Genomic DNA, 17,495 nt, shown 5'->3' on the forward strand with positions numbered 1-17,495 from the left:
GATACGACCTTTCAATCATTTTGGCAAGGACAGCTTATTTTTCGAACGGTAACGCATAATCAAACAAACGCTCACTAATATATAACCTATTATCGTAAGAATGGATGTCTCAATACCGTATGCACCACCTGTCAAAAGGACATTATTTTCATTGAGTACATATTGCATTAATATATCTGACTCTTTATGTGGGCTAATATATAAAAGACCCCCTAAATTCCAACACATATGTAACATAATACTTGCCCAAACCGTCTTAAACGTATACGCTGCAAGACCAAACATCAACCCGACTACCGTACCGCTAATAAGCAATAATATGCCACTACTCATAGGGAGTGAGCCATTCAAAAAATGTACCGCCGCAAATACAAAGGAAGGCAGCACAAGTGCAACGACAAGATTTACTTTCTCTTCAAGATACTTCATCAAGATGCCTCTAAACGCAATTTCTTCTACGATTGGTGCCACCATACCACTAATCCATATATCATTAACAAAGGAGGCAAGGTAGTCTTCCCAGCCGTCTAACGGTGTCCAATAAAACGTGCCAGGAACACATAAAATGAACAACAATCGTACACCCACTGTTAATATAATACCTAGTACGAGCGTAAAAGGTATCGACCGAGGTGTGTCGATTCTAAATTCAGTCAATGAACGTTTTAAGCCTTTATGTATAAATAACCATACTAAAAGTATAAAAAGACCCAAATACGTTAAACCATGTAATAGATATTCGACTCCCTTTAAATCCAATAAATGCCATAATGAACCTAGTATTTGACTGATAACCATGATAACTATAATGATTACAAATAACCCAATCACTTTACTTATCTTCCATACGATATTCATGTAAACCTCTCCTATATTTTTAATTCGAGGTTCATGCGACGTACTATGCAAAAATTTGAGCTAATGTCCCACAAATAATGACTACTACAGCAATAAGCACCCACCATCTTTTTGACAAAAATTCCCAGAAGTTCATCGAGTGCGAAGGCGCATCAGTTTGATGATTTTGCTTCGGAGTGTCGTGATCATGTCCTTGTACTAATTGATCGACGGTAATATTGAAATAATTAGCAAGCGCCACCACCATTTGGATATCTGGTTCAAGGGTACCTTGTTCCCATCGAGAAATAGATTGTCTTGTTGTATTTAATTCAGTTGCTAATTGTTCTTGTGTTAGTCCTACTTCTTTACGATATTTTTTAATATTTTCTGCTAGTTTCATCGCATTCATCACCTCCCTTTAAAACTATCATGATCATCCGTAATATTCTGTATCTATTTTGTAGCACGCTGTCACAAATAACGTATAGTAAATCATCACATATGTCACAAATGCAAAACATCTCGTGAGCATTTAAAAGACATTGTTAAATACACATTATTCTTTATTATTTGCTAATTCATTTAGTTTAGGATTATAGGTTTTATGGTTATACGAATCTAAAGCAAGCTTTTGCATATGATTAATAAACGTTTCAACTTTTTTATCTAAATTAATATTAGAATATATAATTGAATTAGTATCATAACCTTGCTTTCCATATTTCTGTAAATAAATTTTAGTCGCTGTATTAAATTTATTGAATTGAAGATTCAACTGTTCAAAGTGACTTAAAACTGCCTGAATTGCATTATTCGAATTATCAATATGATGACTCATTAATAAAACTAATTCTTCTATACCTTTTTCTAACGTATTAAAGTCTTGCTTGATACTTTGACAGATTTCTCTCGTATTTTCCTTATCGTAATAAGCATGTTTTTCATTTAATTCATTATTTCGAACCTTTGCTGCTCTGTAAATGATGATATCAATCAGTGATACTAAGTCATTATGGTATTCCTTATCCCTGTCCTTATCTTGTTTCTTATGTTGCATCTTTATACCAAACCAAGAACCTGCAAACGCTAAAGCTCCCCCTAAAAATGACGCCAAAATATCAATCATCAAGCATCCCCCTCTGCTATCTTTGTACTATATATTACAGTTATATCTTTTAATATACAATATCCAATTTATATGAACGTAAAAAATTAAAACCTCTCCTGACCTTACTACTCAAGGATAATCTCTTTCTTTTTGGTGTGTTGAAGCACATCACATGAGCACCAGGACATTTTGAATATAAAAATAGCGATGAAGCCATCTCACTATCATAGACGACTTCACCGCTTTACTTAACGGGTCTCTTAAGTATCATTGCTTTTTTCATTTAAATTCGCCACGGCTACCATAATAGGCACAATAAACATCATTAAACTAATCATAAAATTAGCTTCGATTACAAAATTAAATAATAAAAATGCCAAAACACCTACAATGATTAAAATAATATTAAAAGTAGGTGTAAATACTACACTAGGTCTATTGAACATCATGCATCACTCCTTTACCCGAATGGCTAGCACTTATCATTTTCATAATATCAAAGTGAAAGAAGGATTAGATGCAAATTTCTCAATTGGCATTTTTTAGTTCTGAACTGTGTTTGTTTTTTATTAGTAGGTCTATCTATTTAAACAATATAACTAATATTTTTATGTTCTTATTACTTTTTAACGGAATATATAATTATATTATTAAAAATTTATAATAATTAACTATAACGAGAGTACAAATAATTTACTATATCTAATCTTTATATGTGTTAAATAAAGCACGGTTTCCATCATCATTTTGTAAGACTATGACAGCAGAATCTTTATCCTTTTCTAAAGCAATCCCAATATCTAAAAATGATGTATCATCCTTTTTCACCTCTAACTTATAAACATCTATATCTTTATTAGCAGAGACTTCCTCATACGTAAAGCCTTCCATTACATCCCCGTTTTTATCTAAAAGTTTTCCATTCTTAATATTTAAAATACTTTCATCTGTTTCCTTATTTATCCAATTCCCTTCATAACTTTCAGATGAAAAAAGCCCTTTACCTATAAATCCAATTACCAAAGAAACAATAATAGTTATTATAAGAAACGATGTATGTTTTTTCTCCATTTTTATCAAATCCTTTCTACTCATATAAATATTAAAATCAAAGCTTTTATTATGCTTAATTGTTATAAGAAATTAGTAAATCAATTGTCATAGTGCACATTATTTTACTTTTTCTAACATTGATTTCCTTAACCCTAAATAAAACACCAACAATTTAGTTTTCCCAAATTCTATTTTGCAATTCCATTTATATAAGTATATCTTTTTTCAAGATTAATTACTATACTTAGTATGCATTCTTATAAATAGTTTGAAGTTATAATTTATAGCTATTTTACTTTTAAGACACCTAACTATGAATTGTAATTAAATCACTTTAGAGTCTAACACTCTTTAAAAATTAAATATTTTATTTTATATTTAAAATAATGTAATTAAAAAATGGTTAGTGAATCCTCTCACTAACCATTTTCAAACAGTATTTTAACTAGTAATAGATATAATATTATGCCCTCACTCTACCTCATCAAACCAAGGTATTGAGATTTGAGCACCAGCTTTTTGTACAGTATAAGAAGATGCTTTGTTCGCAAAATCAATGGCTTCTTCTATATTCATTGTGGCCATATCAAATCGACTCACGAAGGCACCGATAAACGTATCACCTGCTGCGGTCGTATCGACTGCTTTGACATCGTAAGCAGGGAGTAACCCGGACTGACCTTTTGTCGCAAAGTATGTTCCGCGTTCTCCTAGCGTAATCAATACCACTTTCATCCCTAGTTCCAAAAAGTAATCGCTATTTTGCTTTATTGAAGCTTCATCTTCCACAGGCACACCGGATAATAAAGCTGCTTCAAATTCATTAGGTATCATAATATCAACTAACTTTAACAAAGCTTCCGGTATCTCATCTGCAGGGGCGGGATTTAACACTGTAATCACACCATTAGCACGTGCCATTTCAAAACCACATATAATCGCCTCTGTTGGCACTTCTAATTGAGCCACAATGTAATCGGCTTGTTTTATGACTTCCTCAGCTTGTTCAACGTCCTCCTCTGATAATGTCATATTCGCGCCACCATACACATAAATCATATTGCTGCCCTTTTCATTAACCGTAATAAAAGCCTGGCCTGTATCGGCTGTGTCAGATTTAGTTATATACTCAGTATTGATGCCAGCTTTTTCAAAATCCTCAAACATAAAGTCGGCTAACCCATCTTGTCCAACTTTGGAGATGAATGTCGTATCAGCGTTCATACGTGCAGTGGCGATCGCTTGATTTGCGCCTTTACCACCGCCATAGTTTTGTTGACCTTGATCGATGTGCAATGTTTCGCCAGGTTCAGCATAGCGTTCCACTGTTAAAAAGCGGTCGACATTCGTTGATCCTAGAATTACCACTTTATTTGTCATCATAATGCCCCCTTCAATAAATCACTGCTACCTCTATTTTAACGTATAAACACAGTAACTGCGGCTGCGACGAGTATCAGCACTAACCCAACCATTGTGACAGCCATTTCTTTTTTCGTTTTATGTTGATGTAAGAAATAAATACCTGTTAATGTCGCCACAACAACTGACGTTTGTGAAAGTACGAAGCCTGTCGCTAAACCATTCATATTCGGTTGTGCAGAAATTAAATAAGTTAAAGCTGCAAAGGCAAAGAAGAACCCAGAAATAATTTGTAACCATGTCACTTTGCTTGTAAATGGATTGTCTTTTTTCAAATGCATGAAACCATAAATAAGCGCAGCGATGACCATCCCTATTGCTTGAGGCAAAAAGGCTGCTTTGCCTCCAATATCTGTCGCTTGAGGAGCTGCAGAATAAAGCCAATAACCAATTTCCCCGATCAATAATATGACGACTGCCTTTTTTAAATTGCCGCTATCTTGATTAATTTTTTCTTCGCTCCATACTGTCATTCGTGCACCAATTAAAATCACAACAAGTGCTGTAAAACCGATGATTTTATTTGTCACCCCTGGCCAATTGCCTAACGCGAACACGCCCCATAATGACGCACCAAGCAATTGAAATGCGGTCGTTACAGGCATTGCACGAGAAGAACCTACATATGTAAATGCTTTAAAGGTAAAAATCTGACCAAAACACCAACCAGCTCCGGAAATGAGTGAAAAGAATAAATTCATCCCAGTTGGAAAGTGTTGTGCCGTTAATATCGCATAAACACCTGCAAAAATCAGCGTTCCTACTGTTGTTCCAATAATTTGATGAACTGGCTTACCACCAAACTTAGATGCAATGGTCGGAAAAAGCCCCCAACCTATTAGCGGACCTAACCCGACTAAAAGTGCAACCATATCCATATTTAACACCTCTATCTCTCTCAATTTATATACTTTAATGATTACAATATCAATTTCCAAAAATATATCTTGTTTATTCAATAAATGCAATTAAAAAAAGAGGTTAGAATATAAATACACTTCAACACATCAATACATTAACTACGACCATTCAATGACACCCTTAAACCGCTTCAATGATGTTTCAAATTTAAAACTCTTGTTCGTTAACGATAATATCTCCGGGCTGACAATTTAGGTAATTACAAATTGCTTCGAGTGTACTAAAACGAATGGCTTTGGCCTTACCTGTTTTTAAAATTGATAAATTCGCAATGGTCACATCTACTGCTTTGGATAATTCTGTTAAAGATACGTGTTTTTCTAGTAAAACTTCATCCAATTTAACCTTTATCATTATCTTACTCCTAAATCGTTAAATCATTTTCTTCTTTGATATTCTGTGAACTTCTATAAATACTAGCAAAACTTAGCATAGCTATACCCATAAGTAAGATCAAATTGCGATTCATACCATTAATACTTAATATATCGACATATTTTGGCTCATACACAATTAAACCTGTTAGTATATAAGGAATATTATAAAAAACTAAGCTAGCCGCTATTCTTATAATCAATTTATAGTTTTTATCAGAGAAATAAAAACCTTGATCCACATTTTCCATCAACTTCAACGTAAATAATAATATCATAGAAAATAAAATTGATTTAATAATAAAAGCCAGTGCATAGATGTGATATAAAATTTTGATATGATCGAATGTTTTTCCTAATGTTAAATAATATTGAACTAAATCTACAACATTACTAATGATTGTAATAATTAATACAACCACAAGTATAATGGATAGTACTGACGAAAGTCCCTTTGTTCTCATAAAATTTACTCCTTTATCGTTTATCAATAAAACCTTACCTCATTTTTTATTGAAAATCAATAACTTTTTATCGATTTTCGATAAAAGTTAACTTTCACCATTCCTTCATGAACCTTTACATTATTTAAAAGTAAAACTCAGATTTTTATACTTTCAAAATTTCTTAATCAAAAGGGTTTATTTTTTATACCTATTGGTTATAATATAAGTATACTAAATATACCAAAGGGGTGAGTAACATGAGTAAAATCGCTAAAGGATTGTTATCAAGCATTGTTTTATTCGGTAGTTTACTTGCAGTTAGTGGTTTTTCAGATGATGCATCTGCAATAACTCAAAAAGGTTATGTGCATGCAGCAAACGAATGGTATAATTCTACTTACGATAACAACTAATACCTTTGTCATTTAGTTCCATAAGATATACTTTAGGCGTTTAGGTGACTTTTATGTCTCCTAAACGCCTCTTTGTCCTCAATGTTTAAAACACCTTAAAACATACCTACTTATCCACGCTATAAAAACAATCAATATGCTTTAAACTCAGTTCGCCACATCAAATAAGCGCACTCCAACGTGCTGTGTATATTTAACAAATACCACAACATTGAAGTACGCGTTTTAAAATTTATTGTTCAACAATTTGAGAAGGTGGAATTAAATCATAATCAAACATGACTTCTGACTTATTATCCCAAAGTAATTCTTTTTTAATGTATGATTCATCAGATGGATTCACAGTAACTTTATAAATTTTTGACTTTCTGTAGAAGGCATGGCCCTCTTTTTCGAAACGATGGTTGTCTTCTACAATTTTATAACGGTAAGGTCCATCATGTTCATTTCTCAACTCTGCTTTTAACTCTTTACCTTCACACCAAATGCAAAGTTGAAATGTTTGGTCCGTTGTATTTTTAAATCGATAATCTACATAATTATATGCCACTGACGTCCCATTGGCTAACGGCTTACGCTCGCCTTTGTCTGGCGCTAGAGCATCCGAATGGTAATGCACTTCCGTAATTTCAAGAGGACTATGAATAACGAGCAAATTAATAGTATTTGCTAAATTACATAAACCGCCCCCTGTTCCAGCTTGTACTTGATTATTCACTATAACACGACCATCTTTATAACCATGTTTAGCATCTACTTTACCGATTAAATGCCAAAATGAAAATTCCTCGCCAGGTTTAATAAGGAGACCATTTAACTTTGTCGCTGCTTTATCGATATTGAACGCTTTATTTTCTTGTAGAACAGGGTCTATTCCTTTCCCCGTCTTGATTAAGTGATTTTGATGTTGAGACACAACATTCGGTAATGGTTGCTCAGATCGCTGAGCGGCAAAGGATTGGTGTTTCACATTTTGAAGTGTTCTTTTAACCGTTTCTTTCTTTTCTGCTAATGAATAAAAAAGTGGCGAGATTTCACTAACCCGTTTAGGCTGTCTATGACTAAATGGATTATTAAATTTAAATATGTATTGCCATACTTTATGAGTTGTCGACAGTATACTTTCAACGCGACGTTTCTTTCCGATTTTAGTTTCATGTGGATGCATTAAATAGTGCACCAAAATGCTTTTCAGTCCTGCAAGATTAGCACCTAATATGTCAGTAAATAATTGATCACCGACTACAATCACTTCAGATTTTTTTACTCCTAACATATTAACCGCTTTTAAATAATTTTTTACGTAAGGCTTTCTCGCCATTGGAATAAATTGTGTTTTGATATTTTGATTAAATGCATTAATACGTTCAAAACTATTGTTCGATAGTAATAGTGTTTTAAAACCGAGTTGGTGAATATCTTCAAAAAGTTGATCAATTTCTTGCGTAACTTCTCCCCCGTGCGGCACTAATGTACTATCAATATCAAAAATAATCCCTTTATATCCGTTTTCTAAAAGCGCCTCAAAATCAATATCAAATACACTATCTATATAATAATTTGGCAACAGCTGATGAATCATAGCACTCCTCCTTATTTTACACCATTCAAAAATATCTTGTTTATTTTTAATATAAAGTGTAGTCTATTAACATATATAAGTCAATTGAATATAAAATTACTAAACTAAATGTCGGGGGATTTAAATATGGGGAAATCAGAATTAATCGTAATGCTAACTTACAATGACTATACCGTAGATAATGCCTACCATGTCTTTGAGTCATGTAAAGATACAAAGGCTCAGTATTGGGGGTTTAAAGATGAAGGATTACCTAAAAGTGAGATGAAATCTCTTTTTACATATATGAAAGAATGTGGTAAAACCACTGTTTTAGAAATTGTAGCTTATACAGAGGAAGAAGGATTAAATGGCGCACAGTTAGCCCAAGAATGTGGTTGTGATATTTTAATGGGAACAACGTACTTTCCTTCAATTCATACATATTGTTTAGACCATAATATTAAATATATGCCTTTTGCTGGAAATGTCTACAACCGACCTTCTATTTTAACAGGTTCTGTGGAAGAAATTATCAACAACGCGCAGGAAATGATTGATCAAAATATTTTTGGCGTTGATTTACTTGGCTATCGCTATGATCAAGATGCGAGTGTGCTTATATCTCAATTTTTAAATCAAGTTAACGCGCCTGTTTGTCTTGCAGGCAGTATTCAATCCTATGAACAACTCGATTTTATTAAGAACGTCTCGCCTCAATACTTTACAATAGGTAGTGCTTTCTTTGATCGATGCTTTGGGGAAGCGTTTTATGACCAGATTGATACCGTCTGTGACTATTTAGCCCAATAAAACACAAAATAAAGCACCACTACTCAATGGTAGTGATGCTTTACTCTATTATTTTTTCAATCGTAAGCCTCTTGGTATAAAGATTGAAATAATCAATGCAATAATGCTAATGATTGATAACGCACTAAACATGATGACAAAGCTTGATAGTTTTTCAAGTTGTATCGATAAAACTGGCGCAATGGCTGTACCTAAGAATAAGATAAAGGTATTAACCGATAGGAAGAATCCTCTATTGATATCGGAGAGCATACCAATTTTCGCAATAACTGATGGAATCGCGATCGCAATACCTGCCACGAAAATAATACTTAAAATCGTGATAATAATAATATTCGATGTAAGTGGAATGAGTAATAATGGTACAATTTGCGCAACAATAGCAACTTGAAGTACATTTTTGACACCAAATTTGCCACTAATTCGTCCTGAAAATAGTGCCAACAACATACCAATGACGCCTAGTAATTTAATAATGAAAATAGTCGTAAAATCACCTTGTACTCGTGATGATTCGACATAATCACTAAGCAATGTATACATTGTAATAAAACTTGTTAATAACGTGAGTGAAATTAAAAAGCATCCAATCACTGCTTTGCTATGCAAGATATATTTAAATCGACTTAAAAAATGTGACACTTTTACATCAGGTTCTCGATAAGGACTCTCGGGAACTTGTTTATAAATCACATAGACAAGAATAATATATAATAAACTTAATACAATATAAGTTAAACGCCAATTGTAAACTTCTGCGATTAATTCACTTAAGTTTTGACCAATGACACCGGATAACATAAAGCTAGTACTGATAAAGCTTACTGCTGTTACACGTTTCATTGGCGGATACATTTCTGTAGTATATGCGAGTGATACCGGAGAGAATGCGGCTGCACAAATACCTTGTAAAATTCTTAAAACCATAAATAGCGCAAAGGAATGTACGAAGAATAATAGTGCACAAATTAAAAATAACCCTAACAGCCCTATTAGGATCACTCGAATTCTGCCAAATTTATCTGAAATAACGCCATAAAGTAGGCAACTTATTGAATATGCTAATGAAAAAGCCACACCATTTAACGTAGCTGTCGTTTCTGTTATGCCAAAATCTTTTGCGATAAAAGGTGTTAATGGAATTGCTGTGTATAAACTACACATTACAATAATTCCAGTAATAAAAAATATGGAAGTAATTCGGTTATATCTTAAAGTCTCTTCCATACCTACACCTCCTTATCAGTCCCCGAGCATTATGACATATTTCATTAAATTTATAAATACTTTTTATTCATATTTCACTATTTATATAAATAATGATAATTCTCACACTATAAATTTTTAAAATATTTGTACAAGCAAAAAGACGATTTTCAACATACATTGAAAACCGTCTTTTATCTATTTTATACAGTATCTATTATTTTTTACGATTATTAACTGATAATACTTCGATTAAGCTGATGACATTGATTAAGAAATATTTTGATGCTGCTTTTGCCCCTTTAGAACCATGGCCTGCTTTGTAATGATGGAAAATAGCTGTACCCATCACAATGTTAATCATAATTGTACCTAACGTAACCAATCTTTGACCTAATTTACCAAAGATTGATGAGAATAAGAAAAGTGAACCAATAAATTCAAATGCCCCTGCAAGGTACATTGAACGTTTTGACAAGTTGAATCCTTCTTTAAATTCTTTGGCCATATGTTCGTCACCTTTTATTTTTGGCAAGCTACTTTTCATAATGTCGTAGCCTACAATACCATTAACGACGTGTCTTAAAATCATTCTGACGTCCTCCTCAAAGATTAATGTTTTTTGAACTATTTCCCATTTTATTCGGAATGCGTTCCGTTTGTCAATTATAATGTTTCTCATTATCCTTAAGACAACATCTTTATTCTAAAAATTGATAAGGAGTCCTGAAAATGACAAAGAAATCAATGCATTTAGTTGATGCAGATTTACAAGAAGCCGCCCAAAACATGGGAGGCACTGAACTGACAAGAGAGAATTTAGAAACGTATCGTGAAAATGTGTTAAGTCATGCCAAATCAGACATTCCTAGCGAATATGATGTCACACTTGATCATCAAACCGTGACATATGATGGACATGACATTCCAATCATTGTCATTCAACCGACTGAGCGATTAGATCATATGCCTGCTTATTTATACATGCACGGCGGCGGCATGTTGTCAGGTGGTGCGCATTTAGATAATCGCGATAATGCATTACTAGCGCATGAGCTTGGTTGTGTAGTGGTTTCTGTCGATTACCGTTTAGCGCCTGAAACGATCTTTCCAGGCCAATTAGAAGATTGTTATGCTGTTTTAAAATGGATGGTAGACAATAATGAGCAACTCAACATTGATGCATCTCGTATTGCAGTCGGCGGTAGCAGTGCGGGCGGTCTACTAGCAGCAAGTTTATCGCAATATGCTTTAGATCTTGGAGAAATCCCAATCCTTTTTCAAAATTTGCATATTCCTATGCTTGATCATCGTACGTTAAAAGGGGAAGAACCGAACCCATTTTCTGGAGAATTTGGTTGGACACGCGCAATGAACCATTTTGCTTGGGAAATGTACTTAGGTCAAGAGGTGCCTGTCCCGCTTCAAGATTTACCTGATTATGCATCACCAGCTCAACGTGACAATCTTGAAAATTTACCACCTACATTAATTACAGTAGGTAGCCTAGATTTATTTGTCGATGAGTCAATGGCCTATGCGCACCGTTTGATCAACGCTGGTGTACCTACTGAATTACACGTCTACCCTGGCCTTTATCATTTAGGAGAACTCGTTCCAGGTGCACGTATTAAAGATCAAATCCTTAAAGACCGTGTGAATGCGTTAAAACGTGCGTTTAACGACCCACACCCTCAACAATAAATGGCTCTAAAAAACCCCTAAGCCTTCACTCTCGAGGCTCAGGGGTTCCTTTATTTGGTAACTATTTTGCTTCAAGACGATCAATCGTCACATCAAGATCAAAATAATGTTTTAAATAGTCACGATAATTTTCTGGTGTGACTGTAAATTTTTCTTTTGTTTGTTTTTTATTATCTGTCAGCGTAAGGTTATTTTGCGATAACGACGCACGGCCAAAAGGTTGCGGACGTGAAATGATAAGTAAATTCACAAAGAAAGATTCTGGATGCGTTTGATGATATTCCGCATGCCATTCAAAGTCAGCAATTGTTTTAGGCTCAACGACCGCTTCATATTGCGTATCCCACTCACCGTCTACTTCTTTTTGAACATAGAAGTAATCTTCTTTATCATCACGATAAATTGCTCTGAAACGACCAGTAATATCTTCTACAGGCTGTGCATTGTCTTCTTGTGTAATTGGAAATGCCATTAACGGTAAGTCACCGAAAGCTACATCCGCTATATAACGTGTCCCATCAATCGTTACATAGACTAAAGCATGTGCTTCATCATTACTGAAACCACCATCTGGTGTGTGAATTGTGCCACCTGTTAATGTCGCATCAAACCCTTTATCTAATAAATACGCTTGAAATAATGGGTTAAGTTCGTAGCAAAAACCACCACGATGTTGGTTCACCACTTTATCATAATTATCTTCAATTTTAAGTGAAATCGGTACCCCATTTTGGACATTAATATTTTCAAATGGCACCGTCACCATAAAACGTTCTACATAATAAGATAAGGCTTCCAAGGTAGGTTTATCATAACGTGTAGGGTCTATTTTTAAATATGCTTCAAAATCTTTAAAATCCAATGTCTATTGCTCCTTCTATCTCTAAAATTGTCTCAAATTAAGGCTACACTAATTATTATACTACTGGATTGTATTAATAAAATCGTACAAACGGTCGATATTATCTAAATTTTGATTACATTTGAAACTGTCATGGCAAATGTAATCGCCTTTTTTCGTATAAGTGCCTTCACTTTTATTATGTTTCGTTTTATTCAGAAATAGAGAGACATCTGATTCTTGATTGCATATTTTACAGAACCCTTTGACTTTATTCGGTGATAAATCACCAAAAATACCTTGTAATTTTCCATTTTCATCACGATAAACGATATATTTGCGATTAGATGCGTTATCGTTCCACCCTAAATAAGTGAGCGCCTTCGTATCTAACTCTGCGACATTCGGTGTTTTTAACTTCTTCACTTTGCGAAATAGTTTATCCATTTGCTTTGTAGAAGGTAATTCAAAATCTTCTACATAAGGTCTTAAACCATTCAATAAACGGTTCGCTTTTTTCTTCGTTAACTTCACATCATCTAATGTTTCTATAAAAGATGACACATCAATCTCTTGTGCTTCAAAAATACTTTTAATATCAGATAAAATGATATCTATTTGAACTTTGTGAGATTCAAGGTCATTGGTTCTATATAATTTGATTAATTCTGTCACTAAATTATTTACACGTACAAATTCGTATACTTTGATTTGTTTCATTTCTATTCCTCCATTTTTTGAATTGAAGTACTTTACGAAATGAACAAGCCACCCTAAAGTACTTCTAGTATTTTAGAAAAGTACGATAGCGTATGATATGTGACATATTGGTATGTCTCATAAGATCAACTCCTGTTATTGAATTCACTTGATTATAGCATGATTTGGACATTCTCTAAAGGTACGAAAGTAAAGACTAGCGTTTACAAGAATTAAATAGCAACACTTTAAGACCTCCCGAGAGTAAGGGGAGTCTTAAACCGCTAGATTAAGGGGATCATAACTCACTATCTTTTATTATAATATAGTTGACAGATAATCTACTTTATACTATCTTTTAATGTAAGATAGTTAGTAAATAGGTGAGTGACATGTCAGTTTCAAATCAAATCATGAAAGGTCTACTAGATGGCGCAATATTAGGTTTAATTGCTAAAGGTGAAACATACGGTTATGAAATTATTGAAAAGTTAAGAGCCCATCAATTTCCTGAAATTAATGAGGGCAGTATTTATCCAGTTCTATTGCGACTTAATAAAAATGGCTATGTTCACACCACAACACGAAAATCTGATAACGGTGGACCGAAACGTAAATATTATACAATTTCACAAACTGGACTCAAAGAACTCGAAACATTTAAACAGAAGTGGTACGCATTAAACACAGGCATGACAAATTTATTCGGGAGTGAGAACGATGTTAAGTAAAGCAGCAGAGAATTTTTTAATAAAACTTAGAGTAGAGTTAATCTTTAGAGGTAAAGATGAGAACGAAGTAGATACGATTGAAGAAGAATTAAGAGACCATTTAGAAACTGCAGAACAAAATGGAGAAGATATTCAACCCATCATTCAAACACCGATCAAAACTTATGCAGATCAATTTTCTCCTCACTTAACGCTTTTCAATAATTTTTCTAAAAATATTATGTATTTTGTAGTGTTCATGCTTTTACTATTTATCTTACCTGACTTTTTTGCACCATCTTTTACATTAACTGTTAGTAATATAATCAATACGCTTTTTATCTTTTTTATCACCATCATTGCAGGGTTATATATGATTAAAAAGCTTATTTTAAAATTTGGTGACCAAAAAAAGACCTATGTTTATGCTGGATTAGCAGGAGGTGTTATATTTTTACTCATTTTGTTAAGCACGTATCTTACAAAAAAGTTTCCAATCTATGAGTTAATCACCTTTGACTTCCTACAAAGTGTCACAATTGGTTCAATTATTCTATTGATGGTTGTAATAGCGACTATTTTATTAAAACAAAAAACATATGGATTTATATTAATTTTGGTTTGTTTACCAAATATCGTAGCACTTCTATTTTCAAATAACCAAGACACTTCGCAATACCTTATCATTTCTCTAGTATTGCTATTGATCATAAACATAGCATTTATTGCTTATACGGTGTATCAATTATATAAAGATCAAAAAGCATAGTTACCTATCCTTCAAATGTTCCATATGAAACATATTATAGTGAGGTTGGGACAAAAGCGATCAGGATTTGAGTAGAAGCGAACGAAAAGCTAAAATTGTTTTTCAAATTTTGGCGAATCGTGAACTTTCTGCCGAAAATCCTGCTTTTGGGACACCGTTAATCGGTTTCCAGAGCATTAATGCTATAAGTCCCATCCTATTACTTATCTCTTTCAATTATCTTCCTGCACGAGGGATTTGGTCGACACTTTCGATACCTGTGATGTCATTATATTCGTTCGTGTAAACTTTAATTGTGAAACCATTAGCGGGGTTATCATCATACACTACGCCGCCTTCTTTAGCGTTCATTGTGGAACGCCCTTGATAGTTTTCATATTCTTGTAGTTTCACACTATGTGGTACAATAAAATATCTTTTGACCGTATCGTTATCATAGTTCACAGCAATATTGCCATATTTTTCAGCAGTCACGCCTGCAATGTTCACTGTCGTATCCGCCTTACCATAACGACTTTCTAAATTGTTCCGACTCATACCTATTTGAACGCCCTCAAACCCATTACGTCGATCTTGATGCATAAATTCATTACTGAAATAGGACGATAAAATTTTAATATCCGGTTTTTCATATTGTCCTTCTGATGAGCCATTATTAGCCCCTGTTTCATCATTATTACTTGTTTCACTATTATTATCTGACGTTGTCGAAGTATCCGAGTCACCAATATTAATACTAATGCCGTTTCCTTCTAATAACTTATAACCACCGTATACTAATCCAGCAATCAACAATATAAAAATAAGAGTCAGTATCACAATTAAAAATGGTTTCGATTGTTTCTTTTCTTTTTTAACCTTTGGTGTGTGATATTGCGTAGATTGTACTTGTTGTTGTCTCGCTGTTCTACTAGGCGGTTTGGGGTCGTTTTTTAGACGTCTACCGCATTTATTACAAAACGTTTGGCTTTCTTTTAAAGCATTACCGCATCGACTACAGTATTTCATTTCCTATCCTCCAATCATTCAACAGGGCCTGTTGACTTTAACTGACGCGCTTCTTCTTGCAATACGTTAACTTGCTTCAATCCTGCTTTCATTAAGACGAAAACAATAATCCACGCAACAACACTTAATAAAATAAATTTTAAATTAAAACTACTCAATGCACGAACATATGTATCCCATATACCGTGTAAAACCACTGACGTAAAGAAGAAAAATAAGAAACGTTTATCTAGCACACTATTAAAAGTGAAGTGTTGCTGTTCTTTCGCAATGACAATCGCTGCACCAATAATAGCTGACCATACTAAATGAGAACCAATCGCTGTCCATGCTCTCGTAAATACCACATCAATTAGAAAACTAATATTGTCCTCACCAAACTCTAAAATATAGCCTGCCGATTCAAACATCGCAAATCCTGCGCCAATCGCACCACCGATCAATAATCCATTTAAAATTTTATTCGTCTTACGCTTATTGATGAAATAAATAATAATGAGCGCCTTACCTAATTCCTCAACTAAACCAACCAGAAATGCATCAAATGGTGTCATTATGCCAAAGAAGTAATACTCATCACTAAATGTCACAAACTCATATAAAATCAATGTACTAATTAAAGAAAAGACCCCGCCTACAAAAAACATTTTGAGCACTTCTAGTAGGCTTATATTTTTAAAAGCATTCGATTCAAAGAAAAAGATTAAACCTGATAACGGCACGGTTAATGCGCCAATAAATATCAAGCCTGGTAACGCTCTATCATTATCAAAAGACGTTACCACAATCCATAGTCCTAAAAAAGTTACCGCAAATGCTAAAAAGACACGTGAAAACACCCACGGTTTGCCCCATTCTTCTGACACTTCATCTAAAGCCGGCGTGGTATTTTTAGTCCCAGCAATGAAAATTTGATCCGCTTCGTCTTTTGAGTGCACTTTAAACACTTCTGAAAACATATCTTTTAAATTGACATTTAATCGTTCTTCATTCCCTGCTAACTTACCAATAGATTCTGTTGTCGTCGCAAATAAAGATTTAGCTTCTTCTGTTAAATTAACACGCTTAGCACTGTCATTTTCTGCTTCTTTCATTTCAGAGGATTGTTGCACATGCACACTTTGGTTAACCTGCGCCGTTTCAGCTTCCTCCCTATTTTGAAGCTGATGGCCACAATTAACGCAAAAATGATCGTTCTCCCCTATATCCGCTGAACACTTTGGACATTGCTTTTGAGACGATTTCACTGTCTTTTGAGGTTCCGCTTGTTTTTCAATCTTATGGCCACAATGCATACAAAATTGATCGTCCGCACTAACCGAGTTCCCACAATGACTACATTTCATAACACTACCCCTATCTTTTAATTAATTCTATATAATGATATAATACTTTTCTTCTTTTTTCTATATTACACCAAAAAATATACCAAAATATTTATTAAATATAATTAAGTAGAGGTTAATCATTAAATTTAGGTTATCTTAAATGCTTTATAAAACAAAAATAACCCCCTACATCAATCATGCTTTAGGGGGCATTCATCTGTCCTTAACTCAAAATTTCGGATTTTTTGCGTTAACAAATCACGTTATGTCAACTAGATA

The 17,495-nt window shown here is 33.8% G+C and carries 21 protein-coding genes; 5 read left to right on the forward strand and 16 right to left on the reverse strand.

The annotated features are described in order from the left end of the window. Positions 1 to 15: 15 nt before the first annotated feature. The 9 genes from ACEE93_RS09635 to ACEE93_RS09675 all read right to left on the reverse strand — a co-directional run bounded on the left by ACEE93_RS09635 (position 16) and on the right by ACEE93_RS09675 (position 6,182). Entirely contained in the window at positions 16 to 858 is an 843-nt protein-coding gene (locus tag ACEE93_RS09635) for a CPBP family intramembrane glutamic endopeptidase (RefSeq protein ID WP_449154394.1), read from the reverse strand. A gap of 43 nt (positions 859 to 901) precedes the next feature. Next, positions 902 to 1,240 carry a helix-turn-helix domain-containing protein gene (locus ACEE93_RS09640; protein WP_449154395.1) on the reverse strand — a complete coding sequence of 113 codons (339 nt, stop codon included), beginning with the start codon at positions 1,238 to 1,240 and terminating at the stop codon, positions 902 to 904. 156 nt (positions 1,241 to 1,396) lie between these two features. Next, positions 1,397 to 1,966: a type I secretion system protein gene (locus ACEE93_RS09645; RefSeq protein ID WP_449154396.1), complete on the reverse strand. Its 570-nt coding sequence runs from the start codon at positions 1,964 to 1,966 to the stop codon at positions 1,397 to 1,399. Positions 1,967 to 2,208: 242 nt separating this feature from the next. Beyond that, positions 2,209 to 2,397, reverse strand: a complete 189-nt coding sequence (locus ACEE93_RS09650; RefSeq protein ID WP_449154397.1) for a hypothetical protein — start codon at positions 2,395 to 2,397, stop codon at positions 2,209 to 2,211. 253 nt (positions 2,398 to 2,650) lie between these two features. Beyond that, on the reverse strand, positions 2,651 to 3,019 hold the full coding sequence (locus tag ACEE93_RS09655) for a hypothetical protein (protein ID WP_449156533.1): 369 nt from the start codon (positions 3,017 to 3,019) through the stop codon (positions 2,651 to 2,653). Between the two features lie 453 nt (positions 3,020 to 3,472). Continuing rightward, the gene (gene rbsK / locus ACEE93_RS09660; protein ID WP_449154399.1) at positions 3,473 to 4,381 is read right to left on the reverse strand and encodes a ribokinase; all 909 of its coding nucleotides are present in this window, start codon (positions 4,379 to 4,381) and stop codon (positions 3,473 to 3,475) included. A 38-nt stretch (positions 4,382 to 4,419) separates the two neighbouring features. Next, entirely contained in the window at positions 4,420 to 5,301 is an 882-nt protein-coding gene (gene rbsU / locus ACEE93_RS09665; protein ID WP_449154400.1) for a ribose/proton symporter RbsU, read from the reverse strand. 190 nt (positions 5,302 to 5,491) lie between these two features. Further along, positions 5,492 to 5,698, reverse strand: a complete 207-nt coding sequence (locus tag ACEE93_RS09670; protein ID WP_449154401.1) for a helix-turn-helix domain-containing protein — start codon at positions 5,696 to 5,698, stop codon at positions 5,492 to 5,494. A gap of 10 nt (positions 5,699 to 5,708) precedes the next feature. Then, the gene (locus ACEE93_RS09675) at positions 5,709 to 6,182 is read right to left on the reverse strand and encodes a DUF2975 domain-containing protein (protein ID WP_449154402.1); all 474 of its coding nucleotides are present in this window, start codon (positions 6,180 to 6,182) and stop codon (positions 5,709 to 5,711) included. Positions 6,183 to 6,421: 239 nt separating this feature from the next. Here ACEE93_RS09675 and ACEE93_RS09680 point away from each other — a divergent pair, with 239 nt between their 5' ends. Then, positions 6,422 to 6,577, forward strand: a complete 156-nt coding sequence (locus ACEE93_RS09680; protein ID WP_449154403.1) for a hypothetical protein — start codon at positions 6,422 to 6,424, stop codon at positions 6,575 to 6,577. A gap of 232 nt (positions 6,578 to 6,809) precedes the next feature. Here ACEE93_RS09680 and ACEE93_RS09685 read toward each other — a convergent pair whose 3' ends face one another. Then, positions 6,810 to 8,159, reverse strand: coding sequence for a YqeG family HAD IIIA-type phosphatase (locus tag ACEE93_RS09685; protein ID WP_449154404.1), 1,350 nt, complete (start codon positions 8,157 to 8,159; stop codon positions 6,810 to 6,812). 126 nt (positions 8,160 to 8,285) lie between these two features. Here ACEE93_RS09685 and ACEE93_RS09690 point away from each other — a divergent pair, with 126 nt between their 5' ends. After that, positions 8,286 to 8,951: a hypothetical protein gene (locus ACEE93_RS09690; RefSeq protein WP_449154405.1), complete on the forward strand. Its 666-nt coding sequence runs from the start codon at positions 8,286 to 8,288 to the stop codon at positions 8,949 to 8,951. Positions 8,952 to 8,999: 48 nt separating this feature from the next. Here the strand turns inward: ACEE93_RS09690 and ACEE93_RS09695 are convergent, their stop codons facing one another. Beyond that, positions 9,000 to 10,178 carry an MFS transporter gene (locus tag ACEE93_RS09695; RefSeq protein WP_449154406.1) on the reverse strand — a complete coding sequence of 393 codons (1,179 nt, stop codon included), beginning with the start codon at positions 10,176 to 10,178 and terminating at the stop codon, positions 9,000 to 9,002. Positions 10,179 to 10,374: 196 nt separating this feature from the next. Beyond that, a complete protein-coding gene (locus tag ACEE93_RS09700) occupies positions 10,375 to 10,749 on the reverse strand; it encodes a hypothetical protein (RefSeq protein ID WP_449154407.1) in 375 nt (124 codons plus the stop codon). 140 nt (positions 10,750 to 10,889) lie between these two features. Here ACEE93_RS09700 and ACEE93_RS09705 point away from each other — a divergent pair, with 140 nt between their 5' ends. Then, positions 10,890 to 11,861 (forward strand): alpha/beta hydrolase, encoded by a 972-nt coding sequence (locus ACEE93_RS09705; protein ID WP_449154408.1) that lies wholly within the window; start codon positions 10,890 to 10,892, stop codon positions 11,859 to 11,861. A 61-nt stretch (positions 11,862 to 11,922) separates the two neighbouring features. Here ACEE93_RS09705 and ACEE93_RS09710 read toward each other — a convergent pair whose 3' ends face one another. Next, positions 11,923 to 12,723 carry an arylamine N-acetyltransferase gene (locus ACEE93_RS09710; RefSeq protein ID WP_449154409.1) on the reverse strand — a complete coding sequence of 267 codons (801 nt, stop codon included), beginning with the start codon at positions 12,721 to 12,723 and terminating at the stop codon, positions 11,923 to 11,925. Positions 12,724 to 12,783: 60 nt separating this feature from the next. Next, positions 12,784 to 13,422 carry a FusB/FusC family EF-G-binding protein gene (locus ACEE93_RS09715; RefSeq protein WP_449154410.1) on the reverse strand — a complete coding sequence of 213 codons (639 nt, stop codon included), beginning with the start codon at positions 13,420 to 13,422 and terminating at the stop codon, positions 12,784 to 12,786. A 371-nt stretch (positions 13,423 to 13,793) separates the two neighbouring features. Between ACEE93_RS09715 and ACEE93_RS09720 the strand changes: the two genes are divergently transcribed. Continuing rightward, the gene (locus tag ACEE93_RS09720) at positions 13,794 to 14,132 is read left to right on the forward strand and encodes a PadR family transcriptional regulator (protein WP_449154411.1); all 339 of its coding nucleotides are present in this window, start codon (positions 13,794 to 13,796) and stop codon (positions 14,130 to 14,132) included. Beyond that, positions 14,122 to 14,880, forward strand: a complete 759-nt coding sequence (locus tag ACEE93_RS09725; RefSeq protein WP_449154412.1) for a hypothetical protein — start codon at positions 14,122 to 14,124, stop codon at positions 14,878 to 14,880. Before ACEE93_RS09720 ends, ACEE93_RS09725 begins: the two co-directional genes overlap by 11 nt. Before the next feature lie 216 nt (positions 14,881 to 15,096). Here the strand turns inward: ACEE93_RS09725 and ACEE93_RS09730 are convergent, their stop codons facing one another. Together ACEE93_RS09730 and ACEE93_RS09735 are read right to left on the reverse strand one after the other, a co-directional pair. Continuing rightward, positions 15,097 to 15,888, reverse strand: coding sequence for a zinc ribbon domain-containing protein (locus ACEE93_RS09730; protein WP_449156534.1), 792 nt, complete (start codon positions 15,886 to 15,888; stop codon positions 15,097 to 15,099). Positions 15,889 to 15,902: 14 nt separating this feature from the next. Further along, entirely contained in the window at positions 15,903 to 17,234 is a 1,332-nt protein-coding gene (locus tag ACEE93_RS09735; protein ID WP_449154414.1) for a PrsW family glutamic-type intramembrane protease, read from the reverse strand. Positions 17,235 to 17,495 lie beyond the last annotated feature (261 nt).

It is taken from the genome of Staphylococcus sp. 11262D007BW, from assembly GCF_053547815.1.

Bases quoted from the DNA above. Each gene is read 5' to 3' on its own strand.
- ACEE93_RS09655 (WP_449156533.1), bottom strand. From the start codon at position 3,019: ATGGAGAAAAAACATACATCGTTTCTTATAATAACTATTATTGTTTCT.
- ACEE93_RS09705 (WP_449154408.1), top strand. From the start codon at position 10,890: ATGACAAAGAAATCAATGCATTTAGTTGATGCAGATTTACAAGAAGCC.
- rbsK (WP_449154399.1), bottom strand. From the start codon at position 4,381: ATGACAAATAAAGTGGTAATTCTAGGATCAACGAATGTCGACCGCTTT.
- ACEE93_RS09670 (WP_449154401.1), bottom strand. From the start codon at position 5,698: ATGATAAAGGTTAAATTGGATGAAGTTTTACTAGAAAAACACGTATCT.
- rbsU (WP_449154400.1), bottom strand. From the start codon at position 5,301: ATGGATATGGTTGCACTTTTAGTCGGGTTAGGTCCGCTAATAGGTTGG.
- ACEE93_RS09650 (WP_449154397.1), bottom strand. From the start codon at position 2,397: ATGATGTTCAATAGACCTAGTGTAGTATTTACACCTACTTTTAATATT.
- ACEE93_RS09645 (WP_449154396.1), bottom strand. From the start codon at position 1,966: ATGATTGATATTTTGGCGTCATTTTTAGGGGGAGCTTTAGCGTTTGCA.
- ACEE93_RS09725 (WP_449154412.1), top strand. From the start codon at position 14,122: ATGTTAAGTAAAGCAGCAGAGAATTTTTTAATAAAACTTAGAGTAGAG.
- ACEE93_RS09700 (WP_449154407.1), bottom strand. From the start codon at position 10,749: ATGATTTTAAGACACGTCGTTAATGGTATTGTAGGCTACGACATTATG.
- ACEE93_RS09635 (WP_449154394.1), bottom strand. From the start codon at position 858: ATGAATATCGTATGGAAGATAAGTAAAGTGATTGGGTTATTTGTAATC.
- ACEE93_RS09695 (WP_449154406.1), bottom strand. From the start codon at position 10,178: ATGGAAGAGACTTTAAGATATAACCGAATTACTTCCATATTTTTTATT.
- ACEE93_RS09640 (WP_449154395.1), bottom strand. From the start codon at position 1,240: ATGAAACTAGCAGAAAATATTAAAAAATATCGTAAAGAAGTAGGACTA.
- ACEE93_RS09730 (WP_449156534.1), bottom strand. From the start codon at position 15,888: ATGAAATACTGTAGTCGATGCGGTAATGCTTTAAAAGAAAGCCAAACG.
- ACEE93_RS09675 (WP_449154402.1), bottom strand. From the start codon at position 6,182: ATGAGAACAAAGGGACTTTCGTCAGTACTATCCATTATACTTGTGGTT.
- ACEE93_RS09715 (WP_449154410.1), bottom strand. From the start codon at position 13,422: ATGAAACAAATCAAAGTATACGAATTTGTACGTGTAAATAATTTAGTG.
- ACEE93_RS09720 (WP_449154411.1), top strand. From the start codon at position 13,794: ATGTCAGTTTCAAATCAAATCATGAAAGGTCTACTAGATGGCGCAATA.
- ACEE93_RS09685 (WP_449154404.1), bottom strand. From the start codon at position 8,159: ATGATTCATCAGCTGTTGCCAAATTATTATATAGATAGTGTATTTGAT.
- ACEE93_RS09735 (WP_449154414.1), bottom strand. From the start codon at position 17,234: ATGAAATGTAGTCATTGTGGGAACTCGGTTAGTGCGGACGATCAATTT.
- ACEE93_RS09690 (WP_449154405.1), top strand. From the start codon at position 8,286: ATGGGGAAATCAGAATTAATCGTAATGCTAACTTACAATGACTATACC.
- ACEE93_RS09680 (WP_449154403.1), top strand. From the start codon at position 6,422: ATGAGTAAAATCGCTAAAGGATTGTTATCAAGCATTGTTTTATTCGGT.